Below are 22,229 nucleotides of genomic sequence, written 5' to 3' on the forward strand. Positions count from 1 at the left end.
GATACCTCAATCACTCATCATTTTGAGCTTAAGAACAAAGGATGCCTAAAATACCTCAAAATAATTATTAAAATGCCCGCCTGTGATTGACAATAATCTTAAAAGCGAGAAACTAATATCATGTGCTTTTATAACTAAATATAGAGATGCCAGATATTATTAGTGTTGATCACACGATCACCGTGCCACTTAATTACCAATCTAAAAACACAGCCACCATTTCAGTTTATGCCAAAGAGCTGTACCGAAAAGATATCAACACCAATGATGTGCTTTTATATTTGCAGGGAGGCCCCGGGTTTGAGTCTGTGCGTGATTATAAAAATATGCCGTGGATTCAATATGCCCTTCAGCATTATCGAGTTGTTCTTTTTGATGCTCGAGGGACAGGCAAAAGTACGCCAATCGATAGTATCCAAAATCGAAGCACTCACGACTTTGCAGAGTACTTAACTCACTTTCGCGCTGATAATATCATTCATGACTGTGAGTCACTCAGAAGAGAAAAGTTCAATAACAAGCCCTGGTTTGTATTAGGGCAAAGCTATGGCGGCTTTAGCGCACTTAGTTATTTATCTTACTACCCAGAGGCGCTAAAAGGTGTAATGATCGCTGGAGGTTTACCACCACTTTCTCACTATGACACGCTTGATATCTATAAAAAGCTACTAGCCAATACCATTAAAGTGAATAAAGCATTTTATCAACACGCCTCCATAAAAACCAAACACAATATAAAGCGCATAGGTGAGATTTTAACAAAAGCTCCTTACAAGCTTCCTGATGGTGGCATACTAAGCCTTGAGCGGTTTTTAAACGTTGGTTATTTACTTGGGAGCAAAGATGGTTTTTATAAACTTGAAACGCTATTAGATAGCCCTTTTTATGATGATGCTCAAAACAGCTTAAGCTGGCGTTTTGTTAAATCCATCTGCGATCTACTGCCTTATCAAGAAAATCCAATCTACGCACTTTTACATGAGTCAATTTATTGCCATCAAGCTAAAAGTGCTTGGGCAAGTGAAAAGCTCATGAAGGACAGTCAGCATTTTAATGGCAAGGGTATTCCTTACTTTTATGGTGAGAATATTCGTCAATCCACTTTCAGTGACTATGCGCTTTTAGCTCCCTATAGTTTTACAGCTGAAGCGCTCGCTCAGCATCACTGGCCCGCCTTATTTGACCTCAAAAAGCTCGAAAAAAATCCCGTGCCTGTTATTGCTGTTGTCTATAAAAATGATTTTTATGTTGATTATGACTACTCACTTGAAATGGCAAAATCCATTCAAAATTGTCATGTATGGAAAAATACAAAAGATGCGCATGGAGCATTAAGAGATGAAAAAGATAAGATTATCAAAGGATTGCATCAGCGTTTACAAAAACGCTTATAACTGCTTTACATCAATCAGAAAACACTTTCCATCTCAGCTGATTGCTTAACTCGATATGCTTATTCTAGGCTGCTTTTGAAGTCGTTTGCGTTAAATTAGAAGATGAACTTGAGACAGCACGCCAAATTTTCTTTTCAGCTTTAAATTTACGCTTTAAAGATTTGTAATGCGCTTTTAGCTGACTTAAATGGCTAGCTGATTGCTTCTCTTTTTGCGCTTTTAAATGCTCTTGCTTGGCTTTTGCCCATGCTTTAATGCTTTCAAATAAGGTTTTGTATTGAAGCTCTAAGCGTGTTTCAAAATCCATAATAGTCTCAATATAACGATTATCCGATTTCTTCTTATTCAATTTATCCTGAGTATGTTTTAACTGCATAGAGGCTTTTGCTGCTTCAATGACAGGTTTTGGCGTTGTCTTTAAATCATAAGCCCAGCCAATTTTAGAAGATAAGTAAATTACCCATTTAGATGGGTCAAAATCATACCACTTTACCCCATTTCTATAATCACCAGCATATTTGTGATGGAAGTTATGATACCCCTCACCATAGGTTACCAAAGATAACAAAGGATTATCACGCGCTGTGGTTTCATCTGAATAACGCTGCTTACCCCAAATGTGCGCCAGAGAGTTGATAAAGAAGGTAAAATGATGATTTAGCACAAGTCTTAACAAACCTGCCAATAATAAACATCCACCGATACTGCCATAAGTTGCACCGATTAACATCGGTAATATCGCACACATAAAAATAGCCAGTGGCACGTAGTATTTATCTTGAAATGCGACAATTTTATCTTTTTGCAAATCGGCAACGTTTTCTACTTTAGCGACTTTTTTTGGCAGTTCTCTTAACATCCAACCAAAGTGGCTATACCAAAAGCCCTTAGTTGCTGCATAAGGATCCATTTCTTTATCATCAACAAAGCGGTGATGCTTACGATGATCTGAAGACCATTTAATAATGCTGTTTTGTAATGCTCCAGCACCAAATAGCATAAAAAATATTTTTAACACCGCATTTGCTTTATAGGCACGGTGTGACCACAGGCGGTGATAACCTGCTGTAATCGAAAGACCCGTTGCCATCATAAAAAAGGCAAACCATAACCAGTCTGCCAATGAAAAACCATAAGTAATTGCATAATACGGAATGAAAATCACTGCCGCAATAGGTGTTAGTGTAAGAACCAATACGCTTTTTAAATCGATCGGTTGCTTTTTCGTGTTACTCATATTTTACTAGCCCTCCCCTAAATCATATGGGGTATTATACTTCTAAATAGTGTTAAATCCAACGTCCAGCTCCATCATATACGATATTTGGCAAAACATAAAGATTATTTTTTGCACAACATTTCAGCATATTTTGCAGCGCCATTTAATCCAGCATCGGTGTTCATAACAACATATACTGGAATTTCTTTCATTAAACCTGACATTCTACCTTTATCATTAAACATATTAATAAAGCGTCCATCTTTAATTTGATCAATTAATTTAGGTGCAATACCACCGACAATATATAAGCCCTGCCTTGGTAATGTTGCAAGTGCCATATTTCCAGCCACAGCACCATAGACGCTAATAAAGATATCAAGTGCTCTTAATGCCATAGGATCTCCTTTCTCAATAGCATACTTTGTAATAAGTTGCGCTTGATCTAAGCCTCTGTGCATATCGCGTCTAAGCTCTGGTGATTCTGGTTGATTGTATAAAGGATTCGCAACAACATAATGATAGATATTAACCAAGCCAGGGCCACAACAGATGCGTTCAATAGAAACTCTATGAAGTTTCTTTTTTAGAAATTGAAATAACTCGATCTGCTCATCATTCACAGGCGCAAAGTCCTGATGTCCACCTTCTGAAGGATAAACGTGTGTCACACCATCCACTTTGGTGACCACCCCCATGCCAAGCCCAGTTCCCGCGCCCACCATCACAATCGGTGCATTTTCATCAATCGGTGCCTGTTGCAAACAAACGAGTTCAGATGTTTTCAAACTCTCAAGCCCATAACCAATTGACGCAAAATCATTGATAAGCTTTACCTTCTCAAGTGGCAAGGATAATACTTCAGCCAATTCTTTTTCTGTAATTGCCCACGGAAGATTCGTAAATTCGATAGCACCATTTTTGACAGGACCCGCTACAGCTAATGATGCCGCTTTAATCTCCTCTTTGCCCAATTTTGCTTCTTTTAAAAATCGTCTGATGACATCAGAGAGACTTTTATATTCAGCCGCTAAGTATTTCTTAACAACAATCGCTTCAGTAACCCCATTTACATTTTTCGTGAGTTGCAATCTTGTATTTGTACCACCAACATCACCCGACAGAACAATCATTTCTTTGGCATCTTCCTTTGTAGGCATTTTGTGATCATATTATTCAAGGAAAGAAACGGGCTGTCAAAGTCTATTTGCCAGTAATCACATAAGATCAGTCATATTTTGTTTTACCTCAAAAATATAGCGTTTATGATCAAAGTACATCTCGCCTACTTTTTCATTCTTAGGCAAAAACGCCTCATAGCAAAACCCTAAGCGCTCTGCCACTTTTTGACTTTTTATATTATGCACGGCGCAGTCTATTGAAAAACGTCTTATCTCTAAGACATCAATGCCATATTTTATCAGTGCTTTGGCAGAGGTTGTCATAATCCCTTTTTGCGTGTATTTCTCTGCCAACCAATAGCCCATTTCAGCTTGCTTCATGGTAGCATCAAGCTTATTAAATCCAAGCATGCCAATAAACTGATCCTGATAAAATACTCCCAAGCTTAAAGAAATGCCTTCAGCAGCTTCTTTTTGCGTTGAAATGATAAAATTTTGTGTATCTTGTAAACACTCTTTTTTTGTCGCCCAGTCATGCCACGGCGCCAAATGCGCTCTATTTTGCTCTTTTACTTGATGTATCATTTCACTATCTGTTAGCAAGAGCGCCTTGAGCTCAATAGACTCAGAGACTTTTATCATGCATTACCCCTTTCATATACTGTCTCGTTTCCCTCGAGCAAATTAAGTTTCTGATATAAAGCACTTAATTCAGGCACATCTATATTTTTACTGCTTGCAAGTTGAAGTAAATTGCCATAAATACTTTCGAGCTCCATCTTTTTGCCTGCCAGATAGTCATCCTGCATGCTTAAGTTCACGCCTTTATAGTGAGGAAGTGACAGCTTTGGCAAGATAACTTCCGCCATAAATGGCTTAATATCCACTTTATACGCTTGTGCGATCCTGAGCACTTCTTTTTCAAGCAAAAGCACTTTGTCTTTAAAAGAATTATCGAGTGATAATATGTATAAGTCCTTATTATATAATACATTTAACCCATTCATCGCTGCACTAATAACAAGCTTTGGAAAGCGCGCTTGAAATAGATTTGGGCACAATTGCACATCTGTAAAAATAAGTGCCAAGATGTCGCTTAGCTTTTTATTGACTGCCTTTTTCGAACCAAGCGGCCCGTAAATAAAATCATTTAAATCATTATGAACAGTTACATTATCATCACACTTTGTCACTTTTATTCGTGTCGCCCCACCATAAATACTATTTGAGTCACCTAAATCCTCTGCAAGTCTCTCCTCCTCTCCAATGCCATTTTGAACAATCACAAAAGTTTTATTTTTAAGGCTGGACAACTGTGGAAATAAGAGCTTATTTGCCGTTGATTTTGTGCAAATAAAAACAACCTCCCCTGTGAGTTTACTTATATCTGTCAATACATGCTCAAATTCAACTACCGACTTTTTGTTTTTTTCATGTAAAGTTAAGGTTCTTTTTTTATATAAGCAATTACTTGGTTTCACTACAATTTCAGTATGAGCGCCACTCATTTGCAATCTTGCTGCAATCATTCCACCAATTGCACCCATACCAATAACACTAACTTGCATCACAACCTCCTTGGGAATCACTCTCTAGCATGTTATATTGCCAACATGGATGTAAAAAGCAATACCAGCGCGATGCCAGTTCGAATATTTAATAACATTTCACCAACACTTTCTGATGGCGTTTTTATCGACTCCATGGCAACTGTAACAGGCGATGTTACCCTATCAAAAGATGTATCCATCTGGCCAAATGTAAGCATAAGAGGCGATCTTCTACCTATTAGAATTGGGCAAAATACCAATATTCAGGATAATAGTGTAATCCATACAACACAGTTTTTTGACAAAAACGGTACTGGATTTGATGTTGTTATTGGCGAGAATGTTACCGTAGGGCATGGCGCTATTATTCATGGCTGTCATATTGGTAGCCGGTGTCTCATTGGAATGGGTGCCATTATTCTCGATGGCGCAGTAATTGAGGATGATGTGATTGTTGGAGCTGGCTCTGTGGTTGCACCCAAAAAGAAACTGGAATCAGGTTATTTATATGTTGGCTCTCCAGCAAAACGCATTCGTGCGTTAACCGAAGAGGAAAAAAGTTACATTTTACAAAATGCCATGAACTATAATGAAGTTAAAAACGAACATATCAATGATGCAAGGACTTATGGATATTAATAGTAATTTAAAAGCAAGAAGATTCATGTGGCAAATAGCACTTTTATTCTTTGTTATTTTATTTTCAGGATGTGCCACTGTTAATCACTCACCTGTACCTGACACCAAGGCACCTAAAGTCGCTTGGGAGGCATATCAAAAGAAGCTAGCTAATATTGATCACTGGCAAGCAACAGGCGTGATTGGAATTATTATCGATGGAAAAGGCCACTCTGCTAACTATATATGGAAACAAGAAGGACTAAACAATTATTTCCTTAATGTCTATGGCCCACTTGGTATTGGTAGCACAACGTTTGAAGGCTCTGCTAGCAAGGTAATCATGACTACTTCTAAAGGTGATAAAATCACAGCAACCACAGCTGAAAGTTTAATGCGTCAACAGCTGGGATGGGCAATCCCCATTAAAGGCATGTACTACTGGGCGCGTGGGCTATATGTCCCTAAGGTTCCACATAAATACACCTTAAATAACTTGGGACTCATCAAAACGCTTTCACAATCACACTGGAAAATTAGCTATCAAAACTATGCGCTTTTTATGAGCACTTACCCTCTACCACAAAAAATCATCTTTACACGCAATGATATTAAAGTAACCCTTATTATTTCATCATGGACTATCAAATAATCACCAATAAAACGTACTCTTATTTCTCTTATGCTAAAATCAACTTGTTTTTGCATATCACTGGAAAGCGTGATGATGGTTATCATAATCTTCAAAGTTGGTTTCAATTTGTTGATTTGAAAGATACACTTTCTTTCGAGCCCATCAAGCATCATAATCTTCTGAATCTAAAGAGCAATATTACCATTGGAACACTTGAAGATAATCTTATTTATAAAGCTGCCTTGTCACTTTTAGAATATGGCAGTAACCCACAGGCAATTGAAGTCAATTTAACAAAGCGTATCCCAATGGGCGCAGGACTTGGCGGCGGAAGCTCAAATGCGGCAACAACATTGATTGCATTAAATGAAATTTGGCAGTGCCAACTGACACTTGATCAATTAATGGAAATTGGTGTCACGCTCGGTGCTGATGTCCCTATTTTTCTCTATCAACATGCTGCATGGGCAGAAGGTATTGGTGAAAAGTTGACGAAAAAACCATATAAAGAGCAATATGCGCTAATTATAAAGCCCCCTTTTCATGCCAATACTAAAGAAATTTTCTCCCATCCACTATTAGTAAAGAATAAGCCCTCATTATCAGCGCATGATATAAAAGACCCTGAGCACTTAGAAAATGTCTTTTTACCTGTAATCAATATACTGCACCCAGAAGTTCGCCATTTACTATCCACACTTCCAGATAAAGCATCCTTTAAATTGACTGGAACTGGCGCCTGTTTTTATCTTTTAAGTACAGATTTTGACAAGCTTTTGATAAATCAGAAAAAATTAGAAAAAGGTGTTGACAGTTGGATAGTAAAAACATTAAACTTTGCACCTGTCGAGAGATGTGATCCAGCATAAACACTGGGGTTACAACCGATAACACTGGGCTGTCGCCAAGCGGTAAGGCAACGGGTTTTGATCCCGTCATGCGCAGGTTCGAATCCTGCCAGCCCAGCCATATAACACAAGGATTCCTTGGAGCTTTTCAAAATTACAAAATTAGATCTGGGGTGCACATGGGGCTCTACAGAAAAATATACCACCCTATTTTTTCCATATAGAAAGACACAAAATTTTGAAAATGCAACATAATGTTATATCATGTAAATATTGATATTGATACCCATAAATACGCTAAAAAATATGGGGCGCTTGATTCATTTGAAGAGCAAATTAAACGTGATAGAAATGCACTTGAAATTGATTTTAGCAATGCTATAGGTAAGGTGAAAATAGAAAAATGGAATCAAATAAAATGAAATTATATTTAAACTCTTCGGCATTTTCTCTAAGACAAAATATTCCAAATTTTTCTGACAAAATCGAGTCAAAAATAACTATTAGTGATTTATATGGTAAAAATAAAGATATTGAAAACCTACGTAAAGATGCGCAGAATATAAGGTTGGATTACGATAACGCTCTGAATAAACTTAAGAATAAATATGAGCAATAAAAACCATAAGCATCAGATAGAAATTCAAGAAACATATCAAGCACCTTTACCACATCCAGAGCATATGCAAAAATATGTTGATATGTACCCTAATGCTGCAAATTTCTTTTTTGAATAAATGAGGAAAGAACAAGATTTCAGACATAACAGCCAAAATGAGCTTATCAAAATCGAACAAAAGAAAGCGCACGTGTATGAAATTGCTCAAAAAGCTAGAAATAAAGAAGCTATTATAGGACAGTTTTTTGCATTTATTATTGGTATGACTGGAATAATTGCATCATCATATTTGATTTACCATGATCAACCATGGACAGGATCAGGAATAGGTCTTGGAGCTCTAGGAACTATTGTTCTAGCTCACATCAGAGGTCGAAATAAAGACGAATAACTATCTTTTAAAATATTCATCACTCATCATTTAAGTTACCTACTGGTGGATTGATTCAAATATAAGCGAATTATATTTATGTATGTAATTGTTGATGTAATCTATCTTAGCATTACATATTTCTAAAGCTTGTTGCGATGTGTTGATGTTTTCAGTTTTTGTTCTAGTTAAAACATTATTTGGTATCAATATTGGGTTAATAATATTGGCAGGATATTTGGCGCAACCACTAATGCTTGTCATGAATATTACTATTATGATTTGATTTAATTTCATCTACCCTCTCCTGATAAATTTTATCCAAACTTATCCTGTACTCATGCATTTCCTTTTCTATTTTTGTATTAAGCTTATTCGATTCATATAAACATTGATATTTGGCATGATTAGAGCCACTATTATAAGCCGTAAAATAGGTTATGACTGCTATTATTCCAGTTAGAACGAAATATAATGACTTCTTTAAAAAACCGTCTTTTATATTGGTTAACAGATCAATTATGAACCCCATTTTTATTCTCCACATCTCTGTCATCTAATATTAATAGCAATAGAAACATTCCCCCAAGAGCCATAACTACATCAGTGATAAATGCCCACATTGATATAATATTATTTGAGTAATTTGCGCTATTCATCAAATCAACAATCAAAAAATAAGTGCCATTTCCAAATGTATATAACAAAAATAAAAATGTGATAGTAAATCTATATTTTCTTAGCTCTTTAATTTTAAATGAAATAATAGTCAATATCGATAATACGGCTAATGGGGTGTTTGTTATACTCGAGTTTAATACTTCAAAAAAAGTATAATTAACCCAATCCTTTATCATAAATACTGTCCAGCTTATAATTGATATCATCATCAACATCGCAAACGCAATGTAAATATTCATTCTTTTTGTCACGTACATACTCATAGTTAAAAATACCCCTTCAATAATTTTTATTAAAATATCCTGCCACAATGTAAATCTGCTTTTCCGAATCATATAAACTAACCCTCATATTACACATCTATACAGTGAACAAATTAGACCCATCACTATACAATCTAACAGCGCCATAATTTACAGATATTACTACAGAAGTAGCACCGTCTATTGTTTCTGAACCTTCGGTATCAATTGTGATATTGTTTGTACCTGCTCCACCTGATTCATCCTTAACAATAAATTCAAATACCTCGCTAAATTTGCCTAGCTGAATAGTAGAAGATGATACTGTCAGCGTTCTCGCGGAAGACGTATCAGTGCATCTTATGATAGACGGATTTTGAAGTGCGTTTGTATTTGTGCTAGATGAAAAAGTGGTGGAATTACGTACTAATGTATCAACTAAAATAGGTTTGTCACCAAATATTTTATTATTTTCGGACGCACTCGCCGCATATTCTATCGTCAGAACTTGTGAATTAGTTTCTTCGCTAAAAATAATAGACCTTGTGGCGCCAGTAGGGATCGCATCGATAACAATTCCACCGTCTTGGATATTCAACTTACCATTTATAGCGCAACCTTGATTGTCACTAGTAGATATTCCACCAGTCTGTACGTATACGTTTTTGTCACTCCCTTCTGATAATTGCCAACCCCAAAATGCAAAAGTACTTGTTTCATTATGGGTAATATCAATCCAATCAGATGATCCAGCAGTCAATGTTACAAAATGCCTCTCCATTTTAGATGTTAAAAATATTGATTTAGCTGCGCCATCGCCAATATCAATACTTATCTCATTATTTGTGCCAGCTTTTATTTTCCCCCATACCGAAAATGTGTATGTTTGGCCATTACTGACACCTATACTTGATTGGCGGATACCTAATCCTGCGCTTGTCCACTCCACAGTATCGGCCGTATTTTCGCCATTAGGTGCAGTGTCGTTATTATAAGTGGCAGTGACATTAGATTGTTTAACCCAGTTAGAATTGTCTAACGCTTCCGACCAAGTCAGCATATTCTCATAGTGACCTATTCCACCAAATGGAGTGTCTACCAATTTAGATATTATATGATCGTCTTCAAATGGTTTAGGCGCGTATATTTTGTCAAAATTAGCATTTTGATATATTCCTGTATCATCAGTGTAAACTTCTACTCTACGGACATCATGTAAATTACCCGCCCCTCCATTTCTAGCTCCAATACCTATTAAATTGCCACTGACATTACGGCCATTTATATCTTTATGCTCTAAAATAATTGTACCATCTAATGCGACGGATATATTATTGTAATTTATTTCAAATTCTGCTCTATGCCATATATCATCTGCCCATACCGATCCTGATAGTGATAGCGTCGCAACACTACTTCCATCATATTGTAATTGTACTTCATTTTGCCACTCATCAAAGGCTAGTAAATATCCTCCAGTAGAACTATCTTCATTATCTGGTAAAGATGTAGAATTTATAAATAAATAAACAGCGTCAGCACTGGGATTTGGTCTCGCTGTTCTAAATTCAAATATTATTTTTAATCTCGATCCTTGTTCTTTTACCCAATGTAGCGTGCCACTTTGACCGCCCGCATCTGGGGTAAGCCTAACATAGTCATCAGTCGCATTATATGCGGCAGTTCCGCCAAGTGTGCCAGCCACAGACCAAACAGAGGAATTTGGGTTATCCGTACCATCCCAATATATCTGCCTGTTGAAAGAAAATAATGGATCAATAGCGGCTTTTACGCCTGCGGGGGTAGTTGCTTTTGTTGTATCTGTACCCGTAACGGTTTCAGCACTAGTCGCCAACTCAACTTTACCTGCCACAGTATCAGAAGCTTGATTAACCGTTAAAACACCTGTATTTGATAGTGTTGCATCTCCACTAATGGTTCTTGAAACAGGATCATTAGATACATCACCAATAAAAACATTTGCATCTGTTAAAGTGGCACCTATAATTTGTCCGCTTCCATTTGATGACAATAAAGTATGATTTTGTTGATTTGTTAAAGTAAGGTCAGCATGTGTCGGGCTTGCCGTAGTAGCTAAATTCTGATCTATTGTCGAATCTTCAGAAACAGTAAGTGTTTTAGTAGAAGTACCGCCTGCTAAAGTGTATCCTGTCGCTAAATTTACTTTTTCAACAAAGTTAAGTACTTCTGCTTGTGATAGTTCATTGTCAATTTGATACCATCGATTCTCAGCACCTCCAACAAATAAAGCAAAATCTCCAACTTTCCAATCCGTTATTCCATCTAAATTAGTTGATCCAGCAACATTAACATAATACATATCACCATTTGTTCCAACACCACTTGCCAAAGTTGGAGTATTCGTAGCTGCATCCCAAACACCTTTTAAATCAACAAAACTTACTGGTAACTGCTCCACTGGAACCTTTGCTGTTCCATCTAAAGAGGCAATTCCATTTGCAATTCCTTTTAACGAATTAATGATTTGATTAACTTCATCTGGAGTAACGCCTCCAGCACCTGGTCTTATAACTAAATTACTCATATGATACTAACCTCAATATTGGTTGAACCAGTGGCAGAAGTTAAAGAAAATTTATACTTACTGTTTGCCTTAATATTGACATTAAGAACATCATCTTTAGTCATACTAAAATCATCTAATACCACAAAAGTTAAGTCATCTTGAGCCACGCTCATATTAATTGTTGCTCCACCGTAAGTACCAGCTGATTGAACTTGTATTTCTCCACCTGAATGACTGAAAATTTCAGATTCTGGATTTGCTTGTGTCAGTGTAAATTTCATAATAGAAGCTCCTAAGCTGTTCGCACCCATGCTCTTAAATTTATATGTTTAAAATCTACGTTATGGGAGTGTGGCTGTCCCCCACCTGTAGCATTAGTTATCGCACCAGAACCAGAATCAAAACCGCTCCCAGAACCACCCGATCCAGAGACACTTTGATTAATTGTGTGGGTATGGCTAGGCATTTCATTAATATCTATTGCATGACCATCTGTACTTCCACCATCAATGCTTTGTGAACCCTGTGTTATAATTCCAACATCACCAGATGAACTAACCAGCCTTATAACAACATCATTTGGAAGCTGGGTCCAAATTAACCCACTACCAACCCCTGGTAATTCAGTTGGGTTAAATTGACTATCTCCATTAAAAATAATAGTTCCAATAGGATGATATTGACTAGCTGATAACAATGAACTTTTATTGTGTAAAGTATATGGGGTGACAAATGAATTATCATCTTCTCCATCATTTACTTCTGTTTGAGTTGCCTTTCGAGATATACCGCCTATCTCATTACTTGCATAACCAACGCCACCAACAACAAAATACTGATCTCCCTTATATATATCAACAACAGTATTTGGAGCACCAATAGTTGAAAAGTTTGGTGTTAAGATACCATCACGCATAAATTGATCTGTTGGATGTAACTCGTGAGGTTCTATTCCCATTTCTTCATCTTTTTTCATATTTAATATTTTTACGCTGTATGTATCAATAACCGACGATAATGGGGGTAAATTAATTGTAAAAAGATTTGTTGAATTAGGGTGTATGACAATTATTGATTTATCATGTGCAGCCTCTAACTGATATGATGATGACGGATTATTGACTACTATGATATTTGATAAGTCAAAAAATGGCCTATATACATTTTGTAAATTTTTAGCATTTAGCTTATTATTAGAATCTAATAACAGTTGAGAAGTCTTCTTAACAATATTAAATTTAGCATTCGCATAAATGGCTTCTATTAAATCATTCTCATTGATATCACCCTCTGCTAATTGATTATCAGAGTCAAGCAACTGAGTGGTGGCTAGAGCACCTATTTTAAGACTAACATTTCCAGTGTTTTTATTGGTAGCACTAAATCTAACTACCAGACCTGAGTAATATGATGATGGATTTCCTATAACAGAATCTAAAGTATAAACATTGCTTGAAAAGTTTGATACAGTGTAAAAGTTACCCTCGTTTACGCTTTTTTCATCAACATTTTTATTATCGCTTGCTATTAAAACATCCGTCCCATCATACATAAATGTTATGATGTCATTTGGTTTAAAAAACCCCGATGCTATATTTAAACCATCTTTATTTTTTATATTAAATGTTCCAGCAAACCCATCAAATGAAATTGTCGGTGTTGTTGAAGTGTTTTCATTTGTTATTTTGACATGAAAATATGCCCCTGCCTGTAGAAACTTTAAAGGTTCTACGCCAGCTAAAAAAGAGGTAACTTCATATGCTGACCCAGTAGATCCAACAGTTTCTTTGAATGTCATTCTATTTGATGACATAATATTGATAGCCTGTATTAATTGATTACTATCAGAGTCATTAAACGACTGACCAGTTTCACCAATAAAGTTTCTTAACTCTTCATTGGTCCCCTCATTATACTCCTGCGATGTTAATGTATCTCCAATATTTTTATTTGGTACATTTTTCATTTTATATGCCTATTATTGTTGCTGTTCAACAAAAACAACATTAATGAATGCTGGTTTGTAGGTTTGTATTAAACACTGGTAAAGTGTGTCAGTTTTAGAACCAAAAATAAAAGCTCCATATGTTGGGTTTAGGACAGGGTCAAACAGCAAATCAAAAGTATCGGGAACAAGATCTACTATTGTTATGGTTATCGTTCCATAAACAGAATTATCAAAGCTTACGATTTCAACATTTAATATATCAGCAAGATCACGATAATCTTGCTCAACCTGTAAATTCAAATACCCTAATTTAATTAAGATATTTATTCTTCTTTCTAAGTCTGTAAATTCTAAATCGAAACAACCTTCAGGTATCCCAACAAATTTTTCCCATTCTTCCAAGAAGCTTGTAGTATTATTTGGTATATAATCACGTGCTAATGCTGAAATTTGACCTTCGCATCTACCAACTTCTTGTGATAAGCCTTTCAATAGACTACGCATAGTTGATCTTTCAATATTCACACAATCAAATACTTTCCCTGTTGGAAACAAGTCAGCAAGACTCTGTGTTCTTATGTCTTCTTGGTTGATTTTAAAATCTTCAATATTAGCTGACATAGTGTACCTACAAGAAAGTTATTGTTCCAAGCGTCGGCAAATTTGCATTGGCGACAGTAATACTCCCTGATGGAGAATTTAAGGTAAAATCAGTCAAAGACAATCCAGTCTCACTATCTACTGCATTAAGTATGGGTTTTATATATTGGTTTTCAGTAATTGTATTAACTGGAGATAGTTTTGCCCCAATATCAATAGACTCTTCAAAAAACTGTTTTAAACTATCTTCAATAGCTTTCCTCATGCTAAAAGTATCAGGTGAGATGCTAGCAAATGTGAAATTAATACTCTGTTCAGTTGGAGCATCAACAATTATATCTGTTTCTTGAATATAGGCTGGTGTTGGTATTTTAGCTCTAACACTTGTTATATCAGTTGGGCTTGGAAAAATATCATCTTCACCATCTCTAACATAATATATTGTACATTGCCCAATTGCAGGAGTTATTGGTAATACCCATACTCTAGTAATTCCATTAATAGCATATAAAATATTTTCTAATCCAGAAATGCTGGTATCAGATATGGGGTTTCTAACTCTAAATAATATTCTTGATCTGTAACTTTCATCACTTTCAACATCAGCACCTCCAGATATTCCACCGAGCGATGTGTATGCATTATTATCTAATCCAGAAATTGCATTTGTAAGAGTCAATATTGAGCCGCTTACCAAATTATATTCCAAGCCAAAACCACTAGACTTGACACTAACAGTTGCAAAGTTTGCAACAATATTGGCATTCCCTTTATTACCATCACCTATTGAGTCAGTAATAGTGTAGATAAAGCTATTTGCATCTATTACAGTAATGGTAAAAGTTCCACCAAGCGCAGGGTTTGATGCGTTAACAACCTGAACCTGCATACCGCTGGCTAATCCATGAGATGACAATGTAACTGTCACTGTTAGACCTGTTACATTTAAAACACCTACCTGATTGTAAGCTGTAATATTAACCGATGATGTTGAGGTATATTGATTTCCTTCACTAGATTGAAATTCAGTTGAGGCAGGGATGTTTGTTCCAACATCTCCAGATATTATAATATTACCAGTAGCATTTGTTGCGGAATTTCTTGTTATTCTAAAAACAGAGCCCCAAGCATCCAAAAAATCATCCTCAGAGTTAAGCAAAAGTAATCTTTGCTCTAAAAGATCAAGTTGACCATAAAACTCATTATATCTTCCAGCTAAACTCTTTATTATCGCGCTCAAAAATGAATTTTTTATGGTTGGATTAGACCCTGATAACTCTTCAGAAACATCTGTTTGCATTCTTGTTATTATTTCAGAAAGATTTGGCCTAGACATCAGGAGTGTTATTTAATATTTCATATACTCTTTCAGTTATTATATTGCTTTTAGAGAATTTTATAACAACCCCAACAATTGAGGAATCTCTTGAGCTAACACTAACTGAAATACTATCAGCATAACCATCATCAATAAGCCATTGATAACAATCATCTACATATTTTCTGATTTGACTAATAGTTGATTGCTCTATCGATGAATTTAATGCTATCCACACTTTTGAGCCAATTTCAAAATCATCATCACTAAATAAATTTCCCCACCATCCCTCTTGATATTGTTTTGTTGGGACTTCACTATCGCTTGCTCTTTTATTAGCAAACAATGAAACAATAAGAGAAGTATCAAGTCCACTTACCTTACTTAAGTCGCCATCGCTTCCAATTGATATATCATAATAACCATTTTCATAATTTAATTTAACGTCAATTGCTTCTGACATACTTCACCTATACATTTTGTGGACCAGACGTATCACCGCCTTCAGAATCAGTGTGTTTATGTGTTGTTAAATTAACCCCTCCAGCAGTAATATCACCAGCATTAGTAATATTTTGACTAGACATATTTATCCCTGCCGTCATCACTGCAGCCCCACCTCCTGAACCTGTAAATGATGGAGCTGAAATTGGAACACTACTTACTAAAGAAGAACTGCTAAGAATTAGCGTTGCCCCATTAGAATTAAGTTCTATATCTCCATCCGACTGAATTGTTATTTTCCCAGTAGAATTAACATTAACTGTTGATTGTGTGGTAACAGATATTGATGAGTTTACATTGATTGTTGCTGTTCCAGAGTCTACATTTAACAACATATTCCCTGTTGGCGTTTTTAGTTCTATATTTGCGTCATTTGTGAATTTAAGATAACTTCTTTTTATTTGATGCCCGAGCATAATTTCTCCAGCTTGCAATCCAGAAAATCTTGTGAATGCGTCATATGGAAAAGTTACTTGATTATCCTCTTGGCTTAAAATGCTAAATGTAACTCCTTGTGAATTTTTAGGAGCAACAGCGTAATAACCGTATGGGTAGTAAATTTGTGATACTGTTAAATTATTAAACGACTGTATCGATGCTGAATAAAATACGTCATTGTCTTTTTGATCTCCAATCAAAATGCTATTTTTTACAATTTGCCTTAACTTATTGATCAGAACCGAAAGCATTTCCAACCTCTTGTGATTTTTTTTCTTGTGCATTACGCTGTGCTAACAACTGGAAAGCATCAGGATATACTAGTTTAAGATTAGTTATTACGCCGTCATTTAAAGATAGAATAAACTCAACTTCGCTTATGAGCAAAACAGCATCAATACCTGCGTAACTATCTTGAACATGAACTTTTATATTTGGTGACCAAATATCACTTCCATTATATGTGTAACCCTGAACTGTGCACGTATAACAAAAATACTCTGTCCTATTGTAATTTTGTTGCCATATTGCTCTTTTTTCAGCGCCAACTCTATTAATAGACGAATCAGAAACAAAATTTAAAACTCTAGATTCTCTAACGCTACTATCTATAGATGATCCAATAACGCCAACAATTTGCTCTTTAAAACCAAGTTCATTTTTTATCTGACTAAATACGCTTTGTTTTTGTTGCTGAGCATGGCATATGTATTGATAAAATATTTTTGAATAATCGTATGTGGCATTGCTTTTTAAGATGTTGTTGTTATCTCCGTTTAAAACGAGAAGAAGTTTGTTGTCAATAGTTTGAAAATTAGCGGCACTAGCAATGTTTAATTTTCCTTCTCCCGTTGTATTTAAAAAGATATATTTGCTTTTTGCATACCTTTCAAGAAAATTGTAAACACTTTCTCCAATTTGTGGTGTTATATATTCATTTTGTTCGAAAAATGGCGCAAGATCTCCTTCTAAAACCACATCAATAGGAGCTTTGATTTTATTGATAATTTTTTTGCACAAATCATCAAAATAAATGACCCCGTTAAATTGGGATATGATTGATTGGTCTATTGTAGTATCAACAAGGTCACATGTTTTATCTCTGCCTGATATGTTTATCATCGCAGTTGAAGAATCTTGATTTATTGATATTTTTTCAACATATCCAGTTAAAAATGCAGAATCATTAACTTCAACTCGACATTTATCGCCAAGTTTTATAGGATAATTTTCATGTACTTTTGTTATGGGCACACTTGCACTATAGGTTCCACATAAATCCAAAAAAGTTTTTTTCACATTTATATTGGTAAATCCAACATAACCTTGTCCATTTATGTAAAGTTTAATATTATCACTCATGATACTAAAATCTTAATATTGCCAGTTATATCACTAGGATTTCCTACCTTGTTAAGCTCTGAAATTGTGTCATATAAATCTAAACTTCCGTAATATTGATAAACAAGAGGAAGCAATGAGTTTCTGCTGACTCTAATTGTTTCTATTCTCTTTGCATTAGTCAGCTGTGCTTCAAGATATGCGCTAACTTGATCTCTCATGAATGTTATACTGTCAACCGTATCTTGATCGAAAAGTTGATTTCTATTACCGCTTTGGTCAAGTGAAAAATTATTGATGACTAGGTTATTATACTGCTCGTTGAGAGAGTCAGATTGCTTCCTAATATCATCTTCATTCGTATAATTAGTATTGGTTGTATTTAGAAATTCATTAACTAGTGATAGTGAGTTAATGTATGTATCAATTGATTTTCTGTTGCTTTCTGCTGCGACTCTTGAAGGGGTGTTAACTGCAGTTTCTCCAGAAGTGGAATAATTAAAAAAGTTTTTATTAAGGGTGCTTTTACCTACAGTAACAGCAGATAAATTAAGCACGTTGCTATAATTACTTAAAATAGAATTTGCTAGTTTCGATGGATTAAGTATATTTTCAACAATTTCATTTTCTAAGTTTTCTAGAGCATTAAAAAATGGCGCTAGTGCACTTGCAGTAACAGAAATGAGTGATAGAGCTTCTCTTAAACTATTTGTATATTGATTAATGTAGTTTGTGTATTTATTAATTGAATTCTGAAATTTTATAGTACTATTCCATTTTCTGGAAAATGATTTATTTATCTTTTCTGTTGTATCATTAAACACTTGCTGAGTATTTGATTTTCCAGATGATACTGATTTAGGATAATCAGGCTCAGTGTTTGGAATGATGGTAACAGAAAATTTAGCTACTCCAGAAGAAGACATTTCTTCGTTAACAGTAAAATCTTTAGCTGTCGCCTTCATTGTTCCATCAATCGGATGAACAAATGTTGCTAAACCTTCCTTTTTAAATGCTTTGATTAAATTTAGTCTTCTTTCAAAATAGGTTTGCTCATCACCTGTTGTCCAAACTTCAAGGCTGTATATTGGCATCAAATTGCCAAGCTCTGTTACTGTCCTCGTATTCCTCTGAGGATATTCATGAACGGCAAGCTTTTTACCATCTTGCCTACTTGACTCAACAAATAAAAAATCTACACCATTATACTTCCCCTGAAGCAACCCGTCTAAAATACTCAATACGCATACCCCATAGTTGAAAGACCTTTTGAGAGATCAACAGTACCACCATTATCGGAATTAATGGTTTTTGTTTTTCCATCAGGAGTATGGACATTAACAACATTGTGATTATGGTTAATGTTCATATTTGAGTTAGAAATTTGACCGCTTTTCAATTGCTTTGGAATAATATTTGCTGTCAAAGATGAACTAAAATCTTTAAGATTTAATGACGATCCGCTCTTAAACAATTCTTTTCGTTTTTTTGCAGTTTTATCCATAGCAGAAACATATTTATTTAGCTCCTTAGAGTATTTGTCAACAAAACCCATGCCTGGCACATAAGACAAGTAATGCAAGAGTTTGGCAACTGTTCCAAGCACTTTACCTACTATAAATGTAATGACATCTTTTAATGGTTTTACTATGTATGTATGAATAAAGTTATGGATTGAATTGCAAACCTCAAAAAATACTTTCTTAACTGTTTTCCAATGCGAAATAACAGCAATCACTACTGCAATTAACGCTACAATAAGTAAAATCACTACCCCAATTGGGTTTGCATACAGTGCAGTATTAAATGCCCAGATAACAGCTGTCCATGCCAAAGTTGCAATTCTTGCAGCCATTACAATTGCTTTCCATGCTATCATTGCTGTTCTTGCTGCAATAAATGCAGTTTTCATGGCAATTACTTTTACAATATCTGCTACCAAACTATACCTTAATGAATTAAAAACAAAAGATAATCCTCTTGTAACACTTTTAGCTACTAACACTGATGCTGTCCATGCTTTGGTAACCGCAGTTGAAATTGCTGCTCTTTTTGCCCATAAAGCCTGTATATCAGCAGTATTAATGGTTACTATCTTAAAAGCTATCATTGCTGCCTTTGCAATAGACATAGCGACAGTCCATGCTATTGTTGCTGCCCTAGAAGCACTAGTTATTACTTTATTCGCAATTAACTTAATGTTTAAAGCATTCATAGCAACTGATGCTCCAACAGCTATAGCACCGAATACCACTTGCGCTGCAACCAATGCAACAACTGCAGCAGTAACTCCAATCAAGATTTTCACGAATGTCTTATGCTTTGTCACTAAGTTATCTATGACTAATGATAACTTTTTCATCCCGCTTGCTAAAATACTAAAAACAGGTGTTGCTGCTTGTAATACTTTAGTGAGAGATTCACTAAGAGAGTTTAATGCAACTTTTATTTTACCAGTTGGTGTAGATGCTTGATCTTTTGCTGCACTACCAATTGTATCACGTACTTTTTTTGTTATTTGATTAATTCTTTCTGCTTGCGTTGATCCAGTTATTGTTAGTTTTCCAACTGAACTTGTCTTTCCAGTATTAAAAATAGCCTTCATAACATCACTAGTTGCTTGCTTTAAGCTTTCATGATTAGCTGCTGCAATATTTTGAATTGCTGGAATAAGTTTCTGTATTGTAGCAGTTGTCGCACCTTTAGATGCAAGCATCGCTTGAGATGACATAGTAGTTGTGGCTGAAAATGCTGTTGATTTTGATAGTTTTTCTGCTTGAGATTTCATTGCTGATGCATTAACACCATTGATTTTCATAGAAGACATAGCTTGTTGCTGTGACATCATATCTTTAAATGGTTTTGCAAATATCATCATTAAAGGCATTATTACATTCATTGAGTTAATGAACCCTTTGAAAGCATAATTCGATGCCCATCTGCTAAAATTATTAATGCTATTTCTTGCTGGGTTGAAATTTATTCTAGGTGCATTAATAGGCTTTCCAATTTTTGACTTTGTATTTTCAAAACTTTTAATTAATGAAGCGTTTGATTTAGATATATTTGCAGATACACCACTGACTGATCTTTTGATAGACTCTGCTTGTTTTTTTATTCTATTTGCAACGTTGCTAAATCTGTCTATTGCAATAATGTTGTATGAAATGTTGAATTTAGACACATTTAACCTCTACTTGCTTTTTTTATTTCTTGCTCTTCTTGTTTTGATTTTTTAATAGCAAAACGATAATACTTAAGCATTGATGATAAAGTCATACTCTTAATGTCTGTATGAGTTATACCTCCCTCATAGTATTTAATTATTTCACAAACCATGTCATCAAAATGTTCTAGCCCAATAGTCGCTTTGGGAAAATATATTTTGCACTATATTCAATTGCCATATTTTCCAAATCATCAAATAATATTGACTTAACCCAACCATCCTTAATGTTAATATTGTGTTCTTTGTTAAGATAGCAGATACCAGATTTGCACATTAATGATTTAAACTCATTGATGTATTTTTCATAATCATCGCCAAGATTATCTATAATCATAGATACAATATTTTTCTCTTGCTCATACTTACTATCATCATCTAAAATAACTTCACTTGTTTTCTTATCTGATAACTTATTTATCATTGGCATCACTTCAGAATAGAATGCTTTCGTTAAATGTGATCTTAGCTTCATCATATTTGTATAATTAATAGTCTTTGGCTCATGCAAGTATAAAGTATCCGCGAACGCTTGAGTTCCATTTAATGAATATTCAATTTTGTTTTTAAGTTTAAACTCAAAACTATTTGTTTCTATTATGCTCATAAGTGTTAACCTGCTATTTGATTTCCAGACATTTCTATTTCAGTTTCTTGGTCTGACCCAAAACCAAATTCTGGATCATTTGTAACTATTGATCTTTGCATTGTTCCAGAAATTCCTTCAGAGCTGACAAACTGAACAAGGTTATTATTTAAATTATCAATAATAGTTCTTACCTGACTGACATTTGCTTCTGTGTTGTATATTTTAAATTTAATAGTGCCGAAAGCTGATTCAACATCCTGCATTATCACTGTTTCTACTTGCTTTCCGCCTTGTGATTGAGTTTTTACTTTTCTCTCCCCTGTTCCATATTTAACACTAAGAGAATTAGGCACAATTGATACAACTTCACCATTAATGATGAGACTTGGCGCTACTACTGCTACTTGACTCATTTATACAC

At 35.1% G+C, this 22,229-nt stretch carries 25 protein-coding genes and 1 tRNA gene; 9 read left to right on the forward strand and 17 right to left on the reverse strand.

Translation table 11 applies throughout. The features are described 5' to 3' along the window. Positions 1–146: 146 nt before the first annotated feature. The gene (locus A37Q_RS0109750) at positions 147–1,394 is read left to right on the forward strand and encodes an alpha/beta fold hydrolase (RefSeq protein WP_018300085.1); all 1,248 of its coding nucleotides are present in this window, start codon (positions 147–149) and stop codon (positions 1,392–1,394) included. A gap of 64 nt (positions 1,395–1,458) precedes the next feature. Here the strand turns inward: A37Q_RS0109750 and A37Q_RS0109755 are convergent, their stop codons facing one another. The 4 genes from A37Q_RS0109755 to A37Q_RS0109770 form a co-directional block, all read right to left on the reverse strand. Next, entirely contained in the window at positions 1,459–2,631 is a 1,173-nt protein-coding gene (locus A37Q_RS0109755) for an acyl-CoA desaturase (RefSeq protein WP_018300086.1), read from the reverse strand. A 104-nt stretch (positions 2,632–2,735) separates the two neighbouring features. After that, positions 2,736–3,773: a glucokinase gene (locus A37Q_RS0109760; RefSeq protein ID WP_018300087.1), complete on the reverse strand. Its 1,038-nt coding sequence runs from the start codon at positions 3,771–3,773 to the stop codon at positions 2,736–2,738. A gap of 57 nt (positions 3,774–3,830) precedes the next feature. After that, a complete protein-coding gene (locus tag A37Q_RS0109765) occupies positions 3,831–4,376 on the reverse strand; it encodes a GNAT family N-acetyltransferase (protein WP_018300088.1) in 546 nt (181 codons plus the stop codon). Beyond that, entirely contained in the window at positions 4,373–5,302 is a 930-nt protein-coding gene (locus tag A37Q_RS0109770; protein WP_018300089.1) for a ketopantoate reductase family protein, read from the reverse strand. The genes A37Q_RS0109765 and A37Q_RS0109770 overlap by 4 nt, the downstream gene beginning before the upstream one ends. 72 nt (positions 5,303–5,374) lie before the next feature. Between A37Q_RS0109770 and A37Q_RS0109775 the strand changes: the two genes are divergently transcribed. The 8 genes from A37Q_RS0109775 (at position 5,375) to A37Q_RS0109810 (ending at position 8,394) form a co-directional block, all read left to right on the forward strand. Then, positions 5,375–5,923, forward strand: coding sequence for a gamma carbonic anhydrase family protein (locus A37Q_RS0109775; protein WP_035405178.1), 549 nt, complete (start codon positions 5,375–5,377; stop codon positions 5,921–5,923). Further along, entirely contained in the window at positions 5,874–6,554 is a 681-nt protein-coding gene (gene lolB / locus A37Q_RS0109780; RefSeq protein ID WP_083907042.1) for a lipoprotein insertase outer membrane protein LolB, read from the forward strand. The genes A37Q_RS0109775 and lolB overlap by 50 nt, the downstream gene beginning before the upstream one ends. Then, entirely contained in the window at positions 6,539–7,405 is an 867-nt protein-coding gene (gene ispE / locus A37Q_RS0109785) for a 4-(cytidine 5'-diphospho)-2-C-methyl-D-erythritol kinase (RefSeq protein WP_018300092.1), read from the forward strand. Before lolB ends, ispE begins: the two co-directional genes overlap by 16 nt. A gap of 25 nt (positions 7,406–7,430) precedes the next feature. Continuing rightward, a tRNA-Gln gene (locus A37Q_RS0109790) sits at positions 7,431–7,505 on the forward strand. A gap of 133 nt (positions 7,506–7,638) precedes the next feature. Further along, complete coding sequence (locus A37Q_RS16280; protein ID WP_018300093.1) at positions 7,639–7,806, forward strand: hypothetical protein; 168 nt, start codon at positions 7,639–7,641, stop codon at positions 7,804–7,806. Further along, positions 7,788–8,003, forward strand: a complete 216-nt coding sequence (locus tag A37Q_RS0109800) for a hypothetical protein (protein WP_018300094.1) — start codon at positions 7,788–7,790, stop codon at positions 8,001–8,003. Before A37Q_RS16280 ends, A37Q_RS0109800 begins: the two co-directional genes overlap by 19 nt. Then, a complete protein-coding gene (locus A37Q_RS16550) occupies positions 7,993–8,121 on the forward strand; it encodes a hypothetical protein (protein WP_018300095.1) in 129 nt (42 codons plus the stop codon). Before A37Q_RS0109800 ends, A37Q_RS16550 begins: the two co-directional genes overlap by 11 nt. After that, positions 8,122–8,394 carry a hypothetical protein gene (locus tag A37Q_RS0109810; protein ID WP_018300096.1) on the forward strand — a complete coding sequence of 91 codons (273 nt, stop codon included), beginning with the start codon at positions 8,122–8,124 and terminating at the stop codon, positions 8,392–8,394. A gap of 494 nt (positions 8,395–8,888) precedes the next feature. Here the strand turns inward: A37Q_RS0109810 and A37Q_RS0109820 are convergent, their stop codons facing one another. The 13 genes from A37Q_RS0109820 to A37Q_RS0109885 form a co-directional block, all read right to left on the reverse strand. Next, positions 8,889–9,389 carry a hypothetical protein gene (locus tag A37Q_RS0109820; protein ID WP_018300098.1) on the reverse strand — a complete coding sequence of 167 codons (501 nt, stop codon included), beginning with the start codon at positions 9,387–9,389 and terminating at the stop codon, positions 8,889–8,891. Positions 9,390–9,414: 25 nt separating this feature from the next. Beyond that, the gene (locus A37Q_RS0109825; RefSeq protein ID WP_018300099.1) at positions 9,415–11,862 is read right to left on the reverse strand and encodes a phage head spike fiber domain-containing protein; all 2,448 of its coding nucleotides are present in this window, start codon (positions 11,860–11,862) and stop codon (positions 9,415–9,417) included. Continuing rightward, positions 11,859–12,125 carry a hypothetical protein gene (locus A37Q_RS0109830; RefSeq protein ID WP_018300100.1) on the reverse strand — a complete coding sequence of 89 codons (267 nt, stop codon included), beginning with the start codon at positions 12,123–12,125 and terminating at the stop codon, positions 11,859–11,861. The genes A37Q_RS0109825 and A37Q_RS0109830 overlap by 4 nt, the downstream gene beginning before the upstream one ends. Before the next feature lie 11 nt (positions 12,126–12,136). After that, a complete protein-coding gene (locus tag A37Q_RS0109835; RefSeq protein WP_018300101.1) occupies positions 12,137–13,810 on the reverse strand; it encodes a phage baseplate protein in 1,674 nt (557 codons plus the stop codon). A gap of 12 nt (positions 13,811–13,822) precedes the next feature. Next, the gene (locus A37Q_RS0109840) at positions 13,823–14,413 is read right to left on the reverse strand and encodes a DUF2313 domain-containing protein (protein WP_018300102.1); all 591 of its coding nucleotides are present in this window, start codon (positions 14,411–14,413) and stop codon (positions 13,823–13,825) included. Between the two features lie 7 nt (positions 14,414–14,420). Beyond that, positions 14,421–15,692, reverse strand: coding sequence for a baseplate J/gp47 family protein (locus tag A37Q_RS0109845; RefSeq protein ID WP_169710297.1), 1,272 nt, complete (start codon positions 15,690–15,692; stop codon positions 14,421–14,423). 28 nt (positions 15,693–15,720) lie between these two features. Then, on the reverse strand, positions 15,721–16,173 hold the full coding sequence (locus tag A37Q_RS0109850; protein ID WP_018300104.1) for a phage GP46 family protein: 453 nt from the start codon (positions 16,171–16,173) through the stop codon (positions 15,721–15,723). A gap of 7 nt (positions 16,174–16,180) precedes the next feature. After that, positions 16,181–16,903: a hypothetical protein gene (locus tag A37Q_RS0109855; RefSeq protein WP_018300105.1), complete on the reverse strand. Its 723-nt coding sequence runs from the start codon at positions 16,901–16,903 to the stop codon at positions 16,181–16,183. Further along, positions 16,881–18,014 carry a phage baseplate assembly protein gene (locus tag A37Q_RS0109860; protein ID WP_018300106.1) on the reverse strand — a complete coding sequence of 378 codons (1,134 nt, stop codon included), beginning with the start codon at positions 18,012–18,014 and terminating at the stop codon, positions 16,881–16,883. The genes A37Q_RS0109855 and A37Q_RS0109860 overlap by 23 nt, the downstream gene beginning before the upstream one ends. Then, the gene (locus A37Q_RS0109865; protein ID WP_018300107.1) at positions 18,011–19,234 is read right to left on the reverse strand and encodes a DNA circularization N-terminal domain-containing protein; all 1,224 of its coding nucleotides are present in this window, start codon (positions 19,232–19,234) and stop codon (positions 18,011–18,013) included. Before A37Q_RS0109865 ends, A37Q_RS0109860 begins: the two co-directional genes overlap by 4 nt. After that, on the reverse strand, positions 19,231–21,177 hold the full coding sequence (locus tag A37Q_RS0109870; RefSeq protein WP_018300108.1) for a phage tail tape measure protein: 1,947 nt from the start codon (positions 21,175–21,177) through the stop codon (positions 19,231–19,233). The genes A37Q_RS0109865 and A37Q_RS0109870 overlap by 4 nt, the downstream gene beginning before the upstream one ends. Positions 21,178–21,346: 169 nt before the next feature. Then, a complete protein-coding gene (locus A37Q_RS0109880; RefSeq protein ID WP_018300110.1) occupies positions 21,347–21,826 on the reverse strand; it encodes a hypothetical protein in 480 nt (159 codons plus the stop codon). Positions 21,827–21,831: 5 nt separating this feature from the next. Continuing rightward, complete coding sequence (locus tag A37Q_RS0109885) at positions 21,832–22,221, reverse strand: hypothetical protein (protein ID WP_018300111.1); 390 nt, start codon at positions 22,219–22,221, stop codon at positions 21,832–21,834. Positions 22,222–22,229 lie beyond the last annotated feature (8 nt).

This window comes from Fangia hongkongensis FSC776 = DSM 21703 (genome assembly GCF_000379445.1).
Classification (GTDB): domain Bacteria; phylum Pseudomonadota; class Gammaproteobacteria; order Francisellales; family Francisellaceae; genus Fangia; species Fangia hongkongensis.

Excerpts from the sequence above, each read along its gene's own strand:
- A37Q_RS0109810 (WP_018300096.1), top strand. The coding sequence starts at position 8,122 with ATGAGGAAAGAACAAGATTTCAGACATAACAGCCAAAATGAGCTTATC.
- lolB (WP_083907042.1), top strand. The coding sequence starts at position 5,874 with ATGAAGTTAAAAACGAACATATCAATGATGCAAGGACTTATGGATATT.
- A37Q_RS0109760 (WP_018300087.1), bottom strand. The coding sequence starts at position 3,773 with ATGCCTACAAAGGAAGATGCCAAAGAAATGATTGTTCTGTCGGGTGAT.
- A37Q_RS16550 (WP_018300095.1), top strand. The coding sequence starts at position 7,993 with ATGAGCAATAAAAACCATAAGCATCAGATAGAAATTCAAGAAACATAT.
- A37Q_RS16280 (WP_018300093.1), top strand. The coding sequence starts at position 7,639 with ATGTTATATCATGTAAATATTGATATTGATACCCATAAATACGCTAAA.
- A37Q_RS0109820 (WP_018300098.1), bottom strand. The coding sequence starts at position 9,389 with ATGATTCGGAAAAGCAGATTTACATTGTGGCAGGATATTTTAATAAAA.
- A37Q_RS0109880 (WP_018300110.1), bottom strand. The coding sequence starts at position 21,826 with ATGAGCATAATAGAAACAAATAGTTTTGAGTTTAAACTTAAAAACAAA.
- A37Q_RS0109885 (WP_018300111.1), bottom strand. The coding sequence starts at position 22,221 with ATGAGTCAAGTAGCAGTAGTAGCGCCAAGTCTCATCATTAATGGTGAA.
- A37Q_RS0109765 (WP_018300088.1), bottom strand. The coding sequence starts at position 4,376 with ATGATAAAAGTCTCTGAGTCTATTGAGCTCAAGGCGCTCTTGCTAACA.
- A37Q_RS0109755 (WP_018300086.1), bottom strand. The coding sequence starts at position 2,631 with ATGAGTAACACGAAAAAGCAACCGATCGATTTAAAAAGCGTATTGGTT.
- A37Q_RS0109845 (WP_169710297.1), bottom strand. The coding sequence starts at position 15,692 with ATGCAAACAGATGTTTCTGAAGAGTTATCAGGGTCTAATCCAACCATA.
- A37Q_RS0109825 (WP_018300099.1), bottom strand. The coding sequence starts at position 11,862 with ATGAGTAATTTAGTTATAAGACCAGGTGCTGGAGGCGTTACTCCAGAT.
- A37Q_RS0109800 (WP_018300094.1), top strand. The coding sequence starts at position 7,788 with ATGGAATCAAATAAAATGAAATTATATTTAAACTCTTCGGCATTTTCT.
- A37Q_RS0109835 (WP_018300101.1), bottom strand. The coding sequence starts at position 13,810 with ATGAAAAATGTACCAAATAAAAATATTGGAGATACATTAACATCGCAG.
- A37Q_RS0109860 (WP_018300106.1), bottom strand. The coding sequence starts at position 18,014 with ATGAGTGATAATATTAAACTTTACATAAATGGACAAGGTTATGTTGGA.
- A37Q_RS0109775 (WP_035405178.1), top strand. The coding sequence starts at position 5,375 with ATGCCAGTTCGAATATTTAATAACATTTCACCAACACTTTCTGATGGC.
- A37Q_RS0109830 (WP_018300100.1), bottom strand. The coding sequence starts at position 12,125 with ATGAAATTTACACTGACACAAGCAAATCCAGAATCTGAAATTTTCAGT.
- A37Q_RS0109850 (WP_018300104.1), bottom strand. The coding sequence starts at position 16,173 with ATGTCAGAAGCAATTGACGTTAAATTAAATTATGAAAATGGTTATTAT.
- ispE (WP_018300092.1), top strand. The coding sequence starts at position 6,539 with ATGGACTATCAAATAATCACCAATAAAACGTACTCTTATTTCTCTTAT.
- A37Q_RS0109750 (WP_018300085.1), top strand. The coding sequence starts at position 147 with ATGCCAGATATTATTAGTGTTGATCACACGATCACCGTGCCACTTAAT.
- A37Q_RS0109840 (WP_018300102.1), bottom strand. The coding sequence starts at position 14,413 with ATGTCAGCTAATATTGAAGATTTTAAAATCAACCAAGAAGACATAAGA.
- A37Q_RS0109855 (WP_018300105.1), bottom strand. The coding sequence starts at position 16,903 with ATGCTTTCGGTTCTGATCAATAAGTTAAGGCAAATTGTAAAAAATAGC.
- A37Q_RS0109770 (WP_018300089.1), bottom strand. The coding sequence starts at position 5,302 with ATGCAAGTTAGTGTTATTGGTATGGGTGCAATTGGTGGAATGATTGCA.